The sequence below is a fragment of the Shewanella sp. GJ50-10 genome (assembly GCF_055808815.1).
This window is the reverse complement of sequence record NZ_JBVVSS010000001.1, coordinates 2,698,061-2,714,248: the sequence shown is the minus strand read 5'-3', so window position 1 is coordinate 2,714,248 and position 16,188 is coordinate 2,698,061. Positions and strand designations below refer to the sequence as shown.

Annotated in this window: 13 protein-coding genes and 1 pseudogene; all 14 read left to right on the top strand. The window is 39.1% G+C overall.

Features of this window, described 5'->3' with window-relative positions:
* Positions 1–138: 138 nt before the first annotated feature.
* The 14 genes and pseudogenes from AC0L4E_RS11385 (at position 139) to feoB (ending at position 16,143) form a co-directional block, all read left to right on the top strand.
* Positions 139–1,326, top strand: coding sequence for a porin (locus AC0L4E_RS11385; RefSeq protein WP_473679270.1), 1,188 nt, complete (start codon positions 139–141; stop codon positions 1,324–1,326).
* 441 nt (positions 1,327–1,767) lie between these two features.
* Positions 1,768–4,614, top strand: coding sequence for a TonB-dependent receptor (locus AC0L4E_RS11380; protein ID WP_473679269.1), 2,847 nt, complete (start codon positions 1,768–1,770; stop codon positions 4,612–4,614).
* A gap of 87 nt (positions 4,615–4,701) precedes the next feature.
* Complete coding sequence (locus AC0L4E_RS11375; protein ID WP_473679268.1) at positions 4,702–4,947, top strand: hypothetical protein; 246 nt, start codon at positions 4,702–4,704, stop codon at positions 4,945–4,947.
* Positions 4,948–5,403: 456 nt separating this feature from the next.
* Positions 5,404–6,187, top strand: a pseudogene (locus AC0L4E_RS11370) (DUF3450 domain-containing protein).
* Positions 6,187–7,542, top strand: coding sequence for a MotA/TolQ/ExbB proton channel family protein (locus AC0L4E_RS11365; protein ID WP_473679267.1), 1,356 nt, complete (start codon positions 6,187–6,189; stop codon positions 7,540–7,542). The pseudogene AC0L4E_RS11370 and the gene AC0L4E_RS11365 overlap by 1 nt, the downstream one beginning before the upstream one ends.
* Positions 7,542–8,069 carry a MotA/TolQ/ExbB proton channel family protein gene (locus AC0L4E_RS11360; RefSeq protein WP_220755538.1) on the top strand — a complete coding sequence of 176 codons (528 nt, stop codon included), beginning with the start codon at positions 7,542–7,544 and terminating at the stop codon, positions 8,067–8,069. The genes AC0L4E_RS11365 and AC0L4E_RS11360 overlap by 1 nt, the downstream gene beginning before the upstream one ends.
* A 14-nt stretch (positions 8,070–8,083) precedes the next feature.
* Positions 8,084–8,488, top strand: coding sequence for an ExbD/TolR family protein (locus AC0L4E_RS11355; RefSeq protein ID WP_055023897.1), 405 nt, complete (start codon positions 8,084–8,086; stop codon positions 8,486–8,488).
* A gap of 1 nt (position 8,489) precedes the next feature.
* Positions 8,490–9,110, top strand: a complete 621-nt coding sequence (locus AC0L4E_RS11350) for an energy transducer TonB (protein WP_473679266.1) — start codon at positions 8,490–8,492, stop codon at positions 9,108–9,110.
* A complete protein-coding gene (locus AC0L4E_RS11345; protein ID WP_473679265.1) occupies positions 9,110–10,360 on the top strand; it encodes a tetratricopeptide repeat protein in 1,251 nt (416 codons plus the stop codon). Before AC0L4E_RS11350 ends, AC0L4E_RS11345 begins: the two co-directional genes overlap by 1 nt.
* 202 nt (positions 10,361–10,562) lie before the next feature.
* Positions 10,563–12,395: a DUF885 domain-containing protein gene (locus AC0L4E_RS11340; RefSeq protein WP_473679264.1), complete on the top strand. Its 1,833-nt coding sequence runs from the start codon at positions 10,563–10,565 to the stop codon at positions 12,393–12,395.
* 102 nt (positions 12,396–12,497) lie between these two features.
* Complete coding sequence (locus AC0L4E_RS11335) at positions 12,498–12,776, top strand: peptidylprolyl isomerase (protein ID WP_473679263.1); 279 nt, start codon at positions 12,498–12,500, stop codon at positions 12,774–12,776.
* Between the two features lie 117 nt (positions 12,777–12,893).
* Complete coding sequence (locus tag AC0L4E_RS11330) at positions 12,894–13,403, top strand: GNAT family N-acetyltransferase (protein WP_473679262.1); 510 nt, start codon at positions 12,894–12,896, stop codon at positions 13,401–13,403.
* A 213-nt stretch (positions 13,404–13,616) separates the two neighbouring features.
* The gene (locus AC0L4E_RS11325) at positions 13,617–13,856 is read left to right on the top strand and encodes a FeoA family protein (RefSeq protein ID WP_220755543.1); all 240 of its coding nucleotides are present in this window, start codon (positions 13,617–13,619) and stop codon (positions 13,854–13,856) included.
* Positions 13,849–16,143 (top strand): Fe(2+) transporter permease subunit FeoB, encoded by a 2,295-nt coding sequence (gene feoB / locus AC0L4E_RS11320; RefSeq protein ID WP_473679261.1) that lies wholly within the window; start codon positions 13,849–13,851, stop codon positions 16,141–16,143. The genes AC0L4E_RS11325 and feoB overlap by 8 nt, the downstream gene beginning before the upstream one ends.
* Positions 16,144–16,188 lie beyond the last annotated feature (45 nt).

The following is a 16,188-nucleotide window of genomic DNA, read 5'->3' as shown; positions in this document are numbered from 1 at the left end:
GTATATTCGGGCGGAAAAAGCGCTCATTTCTTTGTTTCGAGATATTTCTGCGTGCTAGCCTTTGATGAAAGGATAATACAAACAAAATGGACTGTTATCAGAAATAATGATGAAAATTAAATGGGAAGGTTTAGCTTGATGAAAAAAACTTTAATCGCTTCAGCACTTACAGCTGTAATGTTCGTACCAACGGCTTCAGCTATCGAAATCTACAAAGATGATAAAAACTCTGTAGAAATTGGTGGTTTTATTGATGCTCGTGTTTTCCATGGTCAAGATACTACTGAAGTGGTCAATGGTGCATCACGCATTAATTTCGGCTTTGATCGCCAAATGGGTGACGGCTGGAATGCTTTTGCTAAGTTAGAGTGGGGCGTGAATCCATTTGGTAACAGTAAAATCCAATACAATAACGATCAATTGTCATATGATAACGACGAGTTTTTAGCTAACCGTCTTGGTTATGTTGGTGTGAATCATGACACTTACGGTACATTAACTATCGGTAAGCAATGGGGTGCTTGGTACGACGTAGTTTACAACACTAACTATGGTTTTGTATGGGACGGTGACGCTTCAGGTACTTACACCTACAACAAAGGCGATGGTTCAGTAAATGGTACTGGCCGTGGCGACAAAACTGTTCAATACCGCAATGCATTCGGTGATTTCAGCTTTGCTGTTCAAGCTCAGTTAAAACAAGACGAGTTTGATGTATTATCTGACGGTACTGTTGATGGCGAGCCTCCTGTATCTCCAATGATCAGTGCGCAACAAACAGTTGCAACAATTGAATACAACAATACTTACGGTTTAGCACTAACATACCAAGCGACTGATAAGTTTGTTGTTACTGCTGGTGTAAACGTAGGTGAATTCAAAGGTTCTACTGTTGAGAACGAAAAAATTGAAGAAACTGATTTAATCTACGGTATCGGTTTAACTTATGGTGGTTGGGATGCTGAAGGTTTATACGCAGCTGCTAACTACAGTAAGCAAGAGTTCCATGACACAGATAACCTAGGCCGCCTGATCTCAGAAGCTTACGGTGTAGAAACGCTTTTATCATACCGCTTTGATAACAATATCCGTGCGTTCCTTTCGTACAACATTTTAGATGCTGGTGATGAGTACAAAGCTGACTACGAAGGTGACACGTTTAAACGTCAGTTCACTGTAGCTGGTTTACATTACATCTGGGATGCTAATACAGTAATTTACTTAGAAGGTCGTATCGATAATAGTGACTTCAGTGGTAGTGAAGAAGCTGCAATGAAGTTATCTGATGATGATGGTATTGGTTTTGGTATTCGTTACACTCTTTAGTATCAAATAGCTTTCCAAACGTCTAAAAACACCCATTTATGGGTGTTTTTTTTTGTCTATATCAAACCGAATGCAGTCTCAATGTTAATGTTTTGTATATATGGAGCTTAAAAAGCTAATTTTAGTAGCTTAAAAAGAAAGCAGTTAGAAACATTGTTGCAACATTATTTGTTTTAGGTGGTAATTAATTAAATATATAATTTTCAATACCTTGGGTGGCCTATGTAGTTGAATCTTCTGTTTGTGTTCATAAATGTGGACAGATTAACTACACAAAAGTCTCTATCTCCCTTTATGTTAATGAAACATATGTTGAATAAATGTTTTATTTGTGATTTTATTGCTCTTGAAATGTAGTAGCGGTGTAATTCGCACACATTCACCAACTTGCCTTTAAACACGTTGGAAAATAAGAAAGATATAAGTCCAGGGAGATTGACAATGCATAAGAATTTATTAGCTAAATCAGTGCGCCTCGCAATGATTAGCGGTGCAGCTGCGGCAGCATTCACTTCACCAGTAGCTTTTGCTGCTGAAGAAGGCGAAAAAGTAGAACGTATTGAAGTAACAGGTTCACGTATTAAACGTGTAGACATGGAAGGTGCTAACCCTGTCCAAGTTATTACTCGTGAGGACCTAGTTGAGTCAGGTATCTCAAACATTGGTGACATCCTACAAGAGATTCCAGCAGTAGCTGGTGCAGCGACAAACACCGCGATTAACAATGGTGGCTCTGGTGCTGTTCGTGTTTCTTTACGTGGTTTAGGCAGTGCTCGTACTCTAGTATTAATCAACGGTCGTCGTATGGTTAACTCTGGTACAGGTGCGAATGCTTCTGCTGATTTAAGTACAATTCCTGTTGCAATTATTAAGCGTGTTGAAGTTCTTAAAGATGGCGCGTCAGCTGTCTATGGTTCAGATGCTATCGCTGGTGTTGTAAACATTATTACTCGTAATGATTTTGAAGGTTTTGAAGTTAACGCATCTTACGATGGTTCAACTGAAAACTGGGATGGCGAAACTAAAACTGTTGATGTGACGTTTGGTGTGAGTAATGAAAACTCAAATGCAGTAGTTAGTGCATACTATACCGAACAGACAGAGCAAATGTCTGGTGACCGTGACTGGTCAAAATATGAATTAGATTTAAATCCTGAAACTGGTGAGTTAGATAAAGGCGGTTCATCTGCACCACCATGGGGTCGTTATAACGGTATCAATGCTTCTGATTCAGGTGTTTGTGGTTCTCAAACACATGGTGCAGGTAGTGGCCCTGGTCAATCTGACCCATCTGATTTTACAAACCCTACTGGTTACGATTGTTGGGATTGGGATAAAGATACCTATAACTACGCTCCTGCTAACTACCATTTAACTCCGCAAGAACGTTACGGTATGTTTGCTGGTGGTGAATATCAGTTTAATGATTCTCTACGCTTCTTTACCGAGTTATCGTTTAACCGTCGTACATCTAAAACTAAGTTAGCTCCGCTACCATTAGCACCTTTAGCTTTCTTTGGTTGGACAGATGCTCCTTATTCGGCTGATAACTATTATAACCAAACAATGGGCCCTAAAGATGCTAATGGCAATACAGTTGAAATTGCTGATTGGCGTCGTCGTATGGTTGAAACCGGTGGCCGTGATACTTCATTTGAAGTAGATACTGTCCGTGCTGTATTTGGTATGGCTGGTGAGTTTGCTGATACATGGGGCTATGAAGTTTCTTATGTTTACGGTAACAACTCGTCATCTTCAGCACTTGCTGGCGGTGTTAACTTTGAAAAAGTTTCACAAGCTGTAGGTCCTTCTTTCAAAGATGGCGAAGGAAATATTGTCTGTGGTACGGTTGATAACCCAATTTCTGATTGTGTATCTTTGAACACATTTGGTATTCCGGGTACCGATACACAAGTTTCACAAGAAATGCTTGATTTTATTACTTTTGAAGCACATGACTTAGGTTCTAATGAACAAACTGTATTAAGTGCAAGTGTATTTGGTGATGCGTTTGAACTTCCTGCTGGTCCAGTAGGTATGGTGTTCGGTGCTGAGCATCGTGAAGAGTCTGGCGCTGATTTACCGGATGCTTTAATCGCATTAGGTATTACAAGTGGTTCAAGCCGTCAAAAAACACAGGGTAGTTATGAAGTAGATGAACTTTATACAGAAATGAACTTCCCTCTACTTTCTGGTGTTGTTGGTGCAGAGAGTTTAGAAATTGACGGTGCTTTACGTTACTCTGATTACAATACATTTGGTGATACTACAAACTACAAGTTAGGTCTTCGTTGGATTCCAATTGATGGCTTAATGCTACGTAGTACAATCTCAACAGCATTCCGTGCTCCTTCAACTAGTGAATTGTTCGCTGGTGCTTCTGATAACAGCCCTTCAGTTACTGATAAATGTGCAACTAACCCAACAGCATTCTGTATAGCTGATGGTGTACCTGCGGCAGGTTTTGAGCCTATTGGTGACCAATTATCTTCAACTCGTGGTGGTAATGATGAATTGACACCTGAAGAAGCTGATACATTAACTGTTGGTATCGTTTATAGCCCTAGCTTTATTGATGGTTTATCTGTAACTGTTGATTACTGGGACATTGAATTAGATAACGCGATTTCAACAATCGGTGAACAACTAATTCTTGATAAGTGTGCTGATGAAGGTCTTTACTGTGACAAAATTACTCGTTACGGTGCCGATCAAGGTGCATTGTACGGTAATTCTAGCGACATTGATGACCGTAATATTAACGTAGGTTCAATTACATCTAGTGGTTATGACTTTAACTTATTATATGCGATTGAAACTGGTATTGGTGATTTAAGCTTTAACTTAGATTCTACTTACTACGATACATATGATATTACTCAAGCAGATGGTTCAGTTGTACAAAATGCTGGTTGGTTCCGTCGTTCAAGTGGTGATGGTAACTTCCCTGAGTGGAAAACAAACTTGAACATCAACCTTGCTCAAGGTGATTGGTCTGCTAACTGGAAAATCCGTTACATTGGCGAATCTTTAGAGCCATTTGATGCAAACAATGACGGTACTACTGATTTAGATGATTTAAGTGATTCTCGTACTATTGATAGTCAAACTATTCATGATGCTCGTTTTACTTATTACTTCGATAATGTAAGTACAACTATCGGTGTCAGTAACGTGTTTGACCAAGACCCTCCATATGCTGCAACAGGGTTTAATGATAATACCGATCCACGTACATACTCTACTACTGGTAGACACTTGTACCTAGGTGTAGGTGTTAAATTCTAAACGAGTTATTTATTAACTAGTTAGGATTGAAATCTGATAGACATGGTTTGCAAAAGCCATGTCTTTTTCAATATAAAGGAGTATAAAATGTATAAATCTACAGCCTTGGCATTATGTGTACTGTTATCTGGGTGCGCTTCACAAAACACTGATGATACGGTTACTTATAATGATGAAGAATTAGTCTGTGAATACATAGCTAAAACAGGAAGTAATTTGAAAAGAAAAACTTGCATGACACGTCAGTTATCAGATGAATTAAGAAAAGAAAGTGAAAATGACTTAAGGGAATCCTTTAGAAAGGGGCAAACTCAAGCTCATGTAAAAATCTAATTTCCCTCTAGATTTTTCACTCGAATATAATCCTAATGAATTTATTTTATTAGGATTTTTTATATTTATTGCCACTACTGGTCTGAGGTGATAAATGAGATTTTTCTAAAATACTTTTTTAATTAACCTTCACAAATCATAGGACTATGTAGTGACTCACTACATTTTTTACCTTCAATAAGTTTTTACTTTGCTTAAAAATACAACGTTCAAGCAATAACCCCCGCATAACTCCTCTTTCTGGTAGTTTTAGATGTTCTCAATTGTTGACACAGGTCAACATTTTGTGAAATGATGCGAGCGGGTCTATGCCTTAGCTGGTATAGAATAGGGAAGAAAAAACTAACAATCACAAGAGAAAGATAGACTTAGTTGCAGCAACAAGGATTAACAAAATAATCTTGGTTGTTACACATTAGTTAAGCTTTCTAATTCACTATAAATTGGTTGGGAACTATGTCCAAGGTAAGCAATAGAACTAAAATCGCTACTGCACTGGTTGGCGCGCTTGCATTAGCTAGCAGCAACTTCGTGATTGCAGATCCTCTAAGCGATGTACAAAAAGCAGATACTAAGATCCATACAGATGCTGCTGCGTCGCAAAATAAAGTTGATAAATATTTCGATCAAGCACAAGACATGCTTTTTGAGTATGGCTCAGTTGCTGACGAACGTGAATCTTTAAAATCATACAACGATTACGTTGCAGGCTTAGTTGCAGACCAAGAAGCAACGATGAAGCTAATTCAAGACGATATCGACGGTGTTGATGCTCTTAGACAAGGTGTTGTTCCATTAATGTTTAAAATGGTTGATGCACTAGAGCAATTTATTGCTTTAGACCTACCATTTAATCTTGAAGCTCGTGAAACTCGTGTTCAACGCTTAAAAGATACATTAAACAGTGCTGAAGTAACTTTAGCAGAAAAATACCGTCTAATTCTTGATGCATACAATATTGAACGTGAATACGGTTCAAAGCTAATTGCTGAAACAGGTCAATTAGAACTAGACGGTAAAGAAATCTTAGTCGATTTCTTAAATTTTGGTCGCGTGAGCTTATATGCTCAAAGCCAAGACCAAAAGTCAGCTTGGATGTACAACGAACAATCTAAAAGCTGGGATAAGTTAGAAGCTGGTTATCTTCGTAACTTAAGTAAAGCTATTAAACAGGCTCGTGGTCAAGGTGCTCCTGATCTCATTCGCCTTACCGATCCCTGCTGCGGAGGCTGCGCAATAATGAAAAAGTTTATTACTACAGCAATCGTTGCTGCAAGTTTGTCTCTAACTTCTGGAATGGTTAGTGCAGCTGATGCGCCTAAAACGATTGAACAATTATTACAACAAGTACAAACAGATCGTGCTAACGCTAATAAGACAAACAAAAAGCGTGAAGCTGAATTCTTAAATGAACGTGGCGATAAAGCTGCACTTCTAAAGCGTGAAAAGGCTGCATTAGCAGCTGAAGCTCAACGTGGTAAAGACTTAGCACAAGCTTTCACTGATAACGAACGTAAAATCGCTCAGTTAGAAGAAGACCGTAAAATTGCTTCTGGTGACTTAGGTGAAATGTTCGGTGTTGTTAAAGGTGAAGCGGGCGATTTCGCAGGAAAGTTAGTTAGTTCTAACATTACTGCACAATTCCCTGGCCGTGATGCGTTTATCGCTGAGCTTGGCGCTCGTAAAGAATTACCTAAAATTTCAGAGCTAGAACAATTTTGGGAAGCACAGCTTTTCGAAATGGTTGAGTCTGGAAAAGTTGTAAACTTCGATGGCCAAGTAACTGGATTAGACGGAAACGTTGAATCTACAACAGTTACTCGTGTTGGTGCTTATAACTTACTTGCTGATGGCGAATATGTTGTTTACAACGCTGATTTAGGTTTGATTCAAAAACTATCTCAACAGCCTGGTAGTGCTCAAGTTTCTAGTGTTAAATCATTCACTAGCGCCACTTCTGGTTACGAAAAATTATTCGTTGATCCAGCTCGTGGTGTTCTATTAAGTGTATTCACCCAAAAAGCAACCATTGAAGAGCGTATTGAAGCTGGTGGACCAATTGGTTACATCATTATCGGTATTCTAGTACTTGGTGCGCTAATCTCGATTGAACGTTTAGTAACGCTTTACATTGTTGGTTCTAAAGTTAAAGCACAACGTAAGAATATTGATAACCCAGGTAACAACGCTTTAGGTCGCGTGCTTAAGGTTTATCATGAAAATAAAGACGTTGATGTTGAAACTCTTGAGTTAAAACTTGATGAAGCTATCTTGAAAGAAACACCTGCGTTAGAAGCTCGTATTTCAATCATTAAAGTATTAGCTGCAATTGCTCCAATGATGGGTCTGTTAGGTACTGTAACCGGTATGATTGCAACCTTCCAAACAATTCAATTGTTCGGTACAGGTGACCCTCGTCTAATGGCTGGTGGTATTTCTATGGCATTGATGACTACGGTTCAAGGTCTAGTTGCTGCATTACCATTAATGCTGATGCATGCAATCGTGATTGCACGTAGTAAAACAGTTGTTCAAGTTCTTGAAGAGCAAAGTGCTGGCATTATCGCAGACCATGCTGAGAAGAGGGCTGACTAATGATGCTAATCCTGATGGACGTTTGGGACTCTGTCAGGGGCTTCATGGCCACCGGAGGAGATATCCTCTGGCTGGTAGCGGCTGTACTATTCCTAATGTGGGTATTGATGCTAGAGCGCTTTTGGTATGTCAGTTGGGTAGCACCAAAAGAGCATAAAGGTATTATAGACCTATGGAATAATCGAGAGGATTCAACCTCTTGGTATGCGCACCGTATCCGTGAAGCTTGGATGTCCCAAGCGAAACAAGATATGAATGCTCGTATGCTGATGATCAAAACCTTAGTAGCAATCTGTCCGATGATTGGTCTACTAGGTACCGTAACCGGAATGATAGCAGTGTTCGATGTGATGGCAGTTCATGGTACGAGTAACGCTCGTATGATGGCGGCTGGTATTTCAATGGCAACCATGCCAACAATGGCAGGAATGGTTGCTGCACTATCAGGTGTATTTTTTAGCACTAGATTAGATGCAAAAATGAAAATCAGTCTTGAAAAGCTTAAAGATAGCTTGCCGCACCACTAGAGAGAGTATTTAAAATGGCACGTAAAAAGCATTTAAACGTAGAAGAAGAAGCACAAGTAGATATGACACCGATGCTAGATATCGTGTTTATCATGCTTATCTTCTTTATTGTGACGACTTCGTTCATTAAGCCATCAGGCCTTGATTACAAGAAACCTGAAGCTTCTACTGCGACACAACAAAAATCTGCGAACATCTTTATTGGTGTGAGTAAGACAGGCGTAATTAAGATGGAAAACCGTCAGGTTGACATCGAGCGTGTAACAGCAAACGTTGAGCGTATGTTAGCTGAAGCACCTGAAGCGGCTGTTCTTATTGAAGCAGATCAAGAAGCCGAACATGGCCTTGTTGTTAAAGTAATGGACAACGTTAAGAAAGCGGGTATCGATAAGATTTCGATTTCAGCGGGGAAAGACTAATATGCTGAGAGCAATAGTATCACTCATTTTAGGTGCTGCTGTTACTTTCGCCTTGTTTATCTTCATGGCCTTCTTGGTCGGTGGCGGCGCAAAGCGCGCCGACACCTCAACTGACTCTCCTATCATTGAGATCAGTATGGAGAAGCAGGATACGAAAGTTCAGGATAAGCCAAGGGTTAAACCGAAGCCGCCAGCACCACCTGAGCAACCACCAAAGCCGGAAACTACTCCGCCAGATACGTCATCAGATATTGATACGAATATGGCATTCAACATGAGTGGTGTTGTGGCAGGCGGTGCAAACACAGGTTTTAAACTCGGTAACATGATGACGCGTGATGGTGATGCAACACCGATTGTACGTATTGATCCTCAATACCCAATTGCTGCAGCACGTGATGGTAAAGAAGGTTATGTACAACTTTCATTTACTATTAATGAGTTAGGCGGAATCGAAGACGTTAAAGTTATTAAAGCTGAACCTAAGCGTATTTTCGACCGTGAGGCTGTTAGAGCTTTAAAGAAATGGAAATACAAGCCTAAAATCATTGATGGTAAGGCTATGAAGGTTCCTGGAATGACGGTTCAACTAGATTTCACATTAGATAAAGGAGGTCGATAATGCGAACAGTAAATAAACTTGCTAGTGCTTTATTGATTACTTTATGTAGTAGTTCACTTTTGGCTGTTTCAACTGCACAAGCTGCAGAGAAATGTCCAATTGATGAACGCCAATCTAGAGCTGTTGGCGCAAGTGCAGGTAAAAAAGTTCAACGTGCATTTGAAAGGTATACAGAAGGTCAGTTAGACGAAGCAATTGAGATTTTACTTGAAGTTAATGCCAAAAATGACTTCGATAAAGCCTATATTGGTCGAATGATTGGTTCTTTTTATGCTGAAAAAGGCCAAATGAGTACGGCTATCAAGTACTTAAAAACAGCTGTTGATGCTGACATTCTTGGTGGTACAGATCATGCTGCAACAATGCGTTTGTATGCTGATTTATTACTACAAGAAAAGCAGTTTAAAGACGCTATTCCTTACTACTACAAGTGGATGGATTTCACTTGTAAAGTTGACCCAGTTGTTTACCGTCGTATCGGTATTGCATACAGTGAACTTAAGCAGTGGGATAAAGTACTTGAAGTTGCCGATAAGGGTCTTTCCTTAATGGAAAAACCTGATAAAGGCCTTTATCAAATGAAATTGACTTCGTACTTCAATCAAAAGAAGTATAAAGAAGCGGTAAAAGTACTAGAGATTATGGTGCCTTTATTCCAAGACGATAAACGTCTTTGGGTACAGCTTGCTCAATTTTATTTGATGACTGAAGATTACACTAAGTCGCTTGCGACCTATGATCTAGCTTATAAAAATGGTTTTCTAGAGACAGATGGTAATATCACTCGTCTTGCTCAACTTATGTCGCAAAACGGTGCTCCGTATAATGCAGCTAAGTTATATGAAAAACATATGAAATCAGGACTTATAAAAGAGAATGAAAAGACAATAAAGATTCTCGCTGGTTTCTATCATAATGCTAAGAACTTCAAACAAGCTGCTAAGCTATATGGACAAGCTGCTGAGCTAACAGGTGATGCAGAATTATACCTTAAACAAGGTAAAATTTTAGCTATCGCTGAGCTACCAAAGTCTGCTATTCCAGTGTTTGAAAAAGCACTTTCAGCAGGTCTTGATGAGCCAGGTGAAGCAGAACTTGAATTAACATTAGCCCACTTAAGTTTGAAGCAGTATAAATCTGCCTACAAACGTGCTAATCGAGCTGCTAAACACAGCAAGACTAAAAGAAGTGCTAACAGTTATATTTCATACATCAAAGAAAAAGCTCGGATTAACAATATTACTCTTTAATAGTTAATTCGTATAAAAGCCCCTATTAGGGGCTTTTTTTATCTGATATTCAAATAACAATTATCAACTTATATTTGTTATTCTCAGTTACAAATTTTTACTAACCACCAACATCAAAAATTTTATATATTGCCAATAATAATTACAAAGAAAGACTAAAAGATTACGGCACTGTTCACTTGTGCCAACATAGGGAAATAATATGCAAAAAACCATACTAGCAGTCTCAATCACCTCGCTTTTGTTATTACAAGCTTGCAGCGAACCTCAAACTACAGCCTCAACTAAACAAGCCAATTCGGCTGTGTCTTCAGAAGTTGTAACCAAGAAAAGTGCAGCTGATATCTATAATGAAATGGCAGATAATTACTTTAAAGATGTTCTTGCTTTAGAGCCTATCTATGCAACATATGTTGGCGTCAATGATTATAATGACCAATTTGGTGGGGCTTTAACTGAAGAATATCTTAAACAACGTCACGAACTTAATTCACGTTACCTAAAGCAAGCTAAGTCATTAGATGTTGATGCATTACCTGAAAACCTACAGCTTAGTTTTGATATGTTCATTTACGACCGCCATATGGATTTAGTGGCAGAGTCATACCCTGAACATTTTATTCCTATGAATCAATTTTATAGTACTGTGATCAGCATGATCCAATTAGGTAGTGGTGAAAGTGCTCAACCTTTCAAAACAGTTGAAGATTATCAAAATTGGCTTGGTCGTTTGAAAGGATTCATTCAGTGGACTTCTCTAGCACAAGCTCGAATGGATGAGGGAATAAAAAGTAAAGTAGTATTGCCAAAGGTATTAGTTGAAAGAATCATTCCACAACTTGATGCTCAACTTGTTAAATCGGTAAATGAAAGCTTATTTTATGCTCCAATTAATTCATTCCCAGATGATTTTAGTACCGAAGAGAAAACAGCTTTAACTGATAAATATAGCGAGTTGATCAATGCTGAGTTATTGCCAGCACTGACACAGCTTAGGAATTACTTTAAGGAGACCTATTTACCACATGCACGAGCATCTGATGGTTGGTGGGGATTACCGAACGGTAAAGAGTGGTATCAGTCTCTAGCAAATAGTCACACTACAACCACTATGCCAGTTGATGAAATTCATCAGATTGGTCTTTCTGAAGTTAAGCGTATTTTAACCGAAATGGATTCTGTACGTGAACAAGCTAAATTTGAAGGTGACTTAACAGCATTTTTCGCATCTTTAGGCAGCGAACCTCAATATTTCTTTACCGAGAGACAGGGGCTTATTGATGGTTATATGGCTTTAAAAGATGATATCAATAAAGAACTGCCTAAGTATTTCAATATCATGCCTAAGGCAGATTATGTTGTTAAACCTGTTGAAAGTTTTAGAGAAAAGTCTGCTGCAGGGGCTTCTTATCAGTCACCGGCAGTTGACGGTTCGCGTCCGGGTGTGTTCTATATCAATACTTACAACCTTAAAGCACAGCCTAAGTGGGGAATGACTACACTATCTTTGCATGAAGCGGCTCCTGGCCATCACTTCCAAATTGCGATTAAACAAGAATTAACAGGTATCCCCGAGTTTCAACGTTTCCAAGGTTATACTGCATTTGAAGAAGGTTGGGCGTTATACGCTGAGTATTTAGGGATTGAAATGGGGTTATTTAAAGACCCTTATCAATACTTTGGCAAGTTATCTGATGAAATGCTTCGTGCCATGCGTTTGGTTGTAGATACAGGTTTACATGCAAAAGGTTGGAGCCGAGAACAAGCAATTCAATATATGAAAGATAACTCGCCTATGGCTGAATCTGACATCATTGCTGAAGTAGAACGTTACATGGCCATTCCAGGTCAGGCTCTATCATATAAAATTGGTCAATTAACTATTTTAAAGCTAAGAGCTGATGCCGAAGATAAACTTGGAGAAAAGTTCGACTTAAAAGCGTTTCATGACCAAATACTGACCACTGGTTCATTACCAATGGCGGTTATGGAGAAAAAGATTGCTCGTTGGATTGAATCTGAATTGGCAAAATAACGAATAGCTGTTAGCTTAGCGATTGTTATTATAATTTTAGGGAGCAAAGTATGCTCCCTAAAGTTTTTAAGCGTTATAATTTATTTAAAGTAGGAGTGCATCATGGTACAGGCAACTGCAAGACACCTTTTAGTTAGCTCAGAAGAGCAGTGTGAACAATTGAAGCAAGAGATTATTGCCGGTGCAGATTTTGCTGAAATAGCTAAAGCAAACTCATCTTGTCCTTCAGGTGCGCAAGGTGGTGAACTTGGTTCATTCGGCCCAGGAATGATGGTACGTGAGTTTGATGAAGTGGTATTTAGCGCTCCGTTAAATGAAGTTCAAGGTCCTGTTAAAACTCAATTTGGTTATCATCTTCTTGAGGTGACAAGCCGCGGTTGATTAATACTCAACTGAAGAAGGCAGCTTCGGCTGCCTTTTTTGTTTTTTGAAACCGGTAATTAGCTTGTTGTTCTAATAGAGGGATACTTAATGATCGAGTTGTACACGGATAGGCTTGTGATTAGATCTGTTCAAGAAAAAGATTGGCCTAATGTACTTGCACTAAATTCTAACCCATCAGTACTAAAGCATATCAGGGAAGTGACTTCAGAAACTGAAATTAAACACACATTTAATCAAAGACTAGCAGCTTGGGAGTATGAGTCTAACCAATGGCTGACATTGATTATTGAGACAGTTTCAACTCAGGAGTTTGTTGGTCTTACAGGCTTTTACCGTGAAAATGAATTGATGAACCGTGCTGAGGTGGGTTATTTGATATCTCCTAAGCAACAAGGTTTAGGTTATGGAACAGAAAGCCTAAAAGCGATAATTGATTGGGGGATTTTTCAGTTTAATATCAAAAAGTTTATCGGTTACTGTGCAGTCAACAATTTAGGTTCAGCCAAAGTTATGGCTAAAAGCGGTTTTACTCAAGAAGGCTTGCTTAGAGCAAATCATATGATTGGCGACCAAATCATTGATGAATATGTATTTGGGTTGCTGCAATCTGATATTCGAACATAACAAGCTGTTTCGGTTAAGCTGTTTTAGTAATCACTTATCAAATTAAAAGTGCAAATTCACTATTTTATTGCGGACTTTTATCACATAATTGGCAATACAATTGAAAACTATTCTCGTTTACACTTACAAAACATGATCTATGTAAAAGTATTGCGTTAATGGCTCATATAAAATCAGTTTATAAAATATTTTTGAACGCAAGGTGGATGTCTAATGAAGCTCAGTGAACTTAATCCCGGAGACTCGGCGAAGATTGCTGAAATCGGTCAACTTTCTTTACCTCAAACAGTAAAGCGTAAGTTGTTATCAATGGGGATTACACCTCATACAGCGTTCAGAATGTTACGCAGAGCTCCCATGGGTTCTGGTGTTGAATTAGAGTTACGTGGCAGTCGTTTATGTATGCGCCGTGATTTAGCGGATATTATTGAGGTGGTAGTAACAAATGACTAAAGAATTCCATTGCGTAACAGTAGGCAACCCAAATGCGGGTAAATCCACTCTGTTCAATGCATTAACAGGTTCGAATCAACAAGTTGGTAACTGGTCAGGTGTAACTGTTGAGAAAAAAACAGGTTACTTCACTTTAGATAATACTAACGTACATCTAACTGACTTACCGGGTATTTACGACTTGCTGCCGGCTGGTAACAGTTGTGACTGTTCTTTAGATGAGCAAATAGCACAGCAGTACCTTGCTGAGCAACGAGTTGATGGCATTATCAATTTAGTTGATGCGACTAATATAGAAAGGCACCTTTATTTAACTGTGCAACTTAGAGAACTTGGCGTTCCTATGGTTGTGGTTTTAAATAAGATTGATGCAGCTAAAAAGTTAGGAATCACGACTGATTTAGAGTCAATGAGTAAAGAGCTTGGCTGTCCCGTGATAGCGGTTTGTTCAAGAGAAGAAGCTGATGTTAAACGGGTTCAAGATCAGGTTTTAAGATTATTAAATGGCGAAATCACTGAGTCGCCATTGATGCTTGATTATGATGAAAGTATCGAGTCAGGTGTTAAAACGTTACAGCAACATTCAGCAGATTTAAGCCGCGGCCGTGCACTAGCCATGTTAGGTAATGGTAATGGTTGTGGTCAGTGTGATAGTACAAACTTAAAAGATGTTGTGAATGAATGTACTCAAGTCGCAGAGCAATCTGGTACAGATATCGAAGTATTAGTTGCGACTACTCGTTTCGATTTTGTTCAAAAGATATTTGATAGTTCAGTAAATGTTGCAGGCCATGAGAGTGCTAGCGATAAATTAGATAAAGTTTTGCTCCATCCAGTTCTAGGTGTACCTGTATTTCTATTCGTGATGTACTTGATGTTCATGTTCAGTATCAACGTAGGTAGTGCTTTTATTGACTTCTTTGATATTGCAGCAGGTGCTGTTTTTGTTGATCAATTTGGTGCAATGCTTGAATCTATCGGTTCTCCAGTGTGGTTAGTGACCATTTTAGCTGGTGGTATCGGCCAAGGTATTCAAACTGTCGCGACATTCATTCCAGTTATTGCGGCACTATTTTTAGCACTTTCAGTGCTTGAAGCTTCTGGTTACATGTCTAGAGCGGCATTCGTTGTTGATGGCTTGATGCGTCGCATCGGTTTACCAGGTAAAGCTTTTGTTCCTATGATTGTCGGTTTTGGTTGTTCAGTACCCGCGATTATGGCAACTCGTACATTAGGTAGTGAAAGAGAACGTATCGTTACTGGGATGATGGCTCCATTTATGTCTTGTGGTGCGCGTTTACCTGTCTACGCTTTATTTGCTGCAGCATTTTTCCCTGATTCAGGACAAAACCTGGTATTTTTACTGTATATCATCGGTATTTTAGCCGCTGTAGGTACGGGATTATTGTTACGAAGCACAATATTACCTGGCAGCAGCAGCGCAGTTGTAATGGAACTGCCTAGCTATGAAATGCCAAAACTTAGAGCTGTTTTTTCTCGTACAACAAAACGTACTAAGAGCTTTATTTTAGGTGCAGGTAAAACCATTGTTATCGTAGTGACTCTGCTTAACTTTGTTAACGCTATTGGTACTGATGGCAGCTTTGGACATGAAGACAGTAAAGAATCTGTCTTAAGTGTGTTAAGTCAAAAAGTAACACCACTATTCTCGCCAATGGGTGTAGAACAAGAAAACTGGCCTGCAACTGTCGGTATCATCACAGGTATCTTTGCTAAAGAAGCGGTTGTTGGAACGTTAAATAGCTTGTACTCAGATCCAGCTGATGGTGAAGAAGAGCTCGCTAGTCTTTCTGAAAGCTTTTCTGAAGCACTAGCAACAATTCCTGAAAACTTATTTGGTATTGCGCCAGAAGATCCATTGTCATTGGATGTAGGTAACGTCGAAAATATTGAAGAAGCAGCAGAAGAGCAGGGTGTTGATCGTTCAACCTTTAGTGCGCTTCAAGCTGGTTTTACAACTAAGGTCGCTGCGTTTTCATACTTACTATTTGTGTTGCTCTATACTCCTTGTGTAGCGGCTATGGGTGCACTAGTAAATGAATTTGGTAATAAGTGGGCACGCTTTGCTGCTTTATGGACCTTTGCTTTAGCTTATGGCAGTGCGACGGTTGTTTATCAAGGAGCAAATATTGCTAAGCACCCAGTACAGTCGGTAAGTTGGATTTCGTTCTTTACTATTGCGTTAGTGGGCTATTACATGTGGCTTAAGAAACAAGGTAAAAAGAACCAACAAATTATTCCTGGTGTAAGAGTTATCACTGAATAAGGCTTTTTAATGTTCAATTTAAAACCAGCATTTTAATAAATGCTG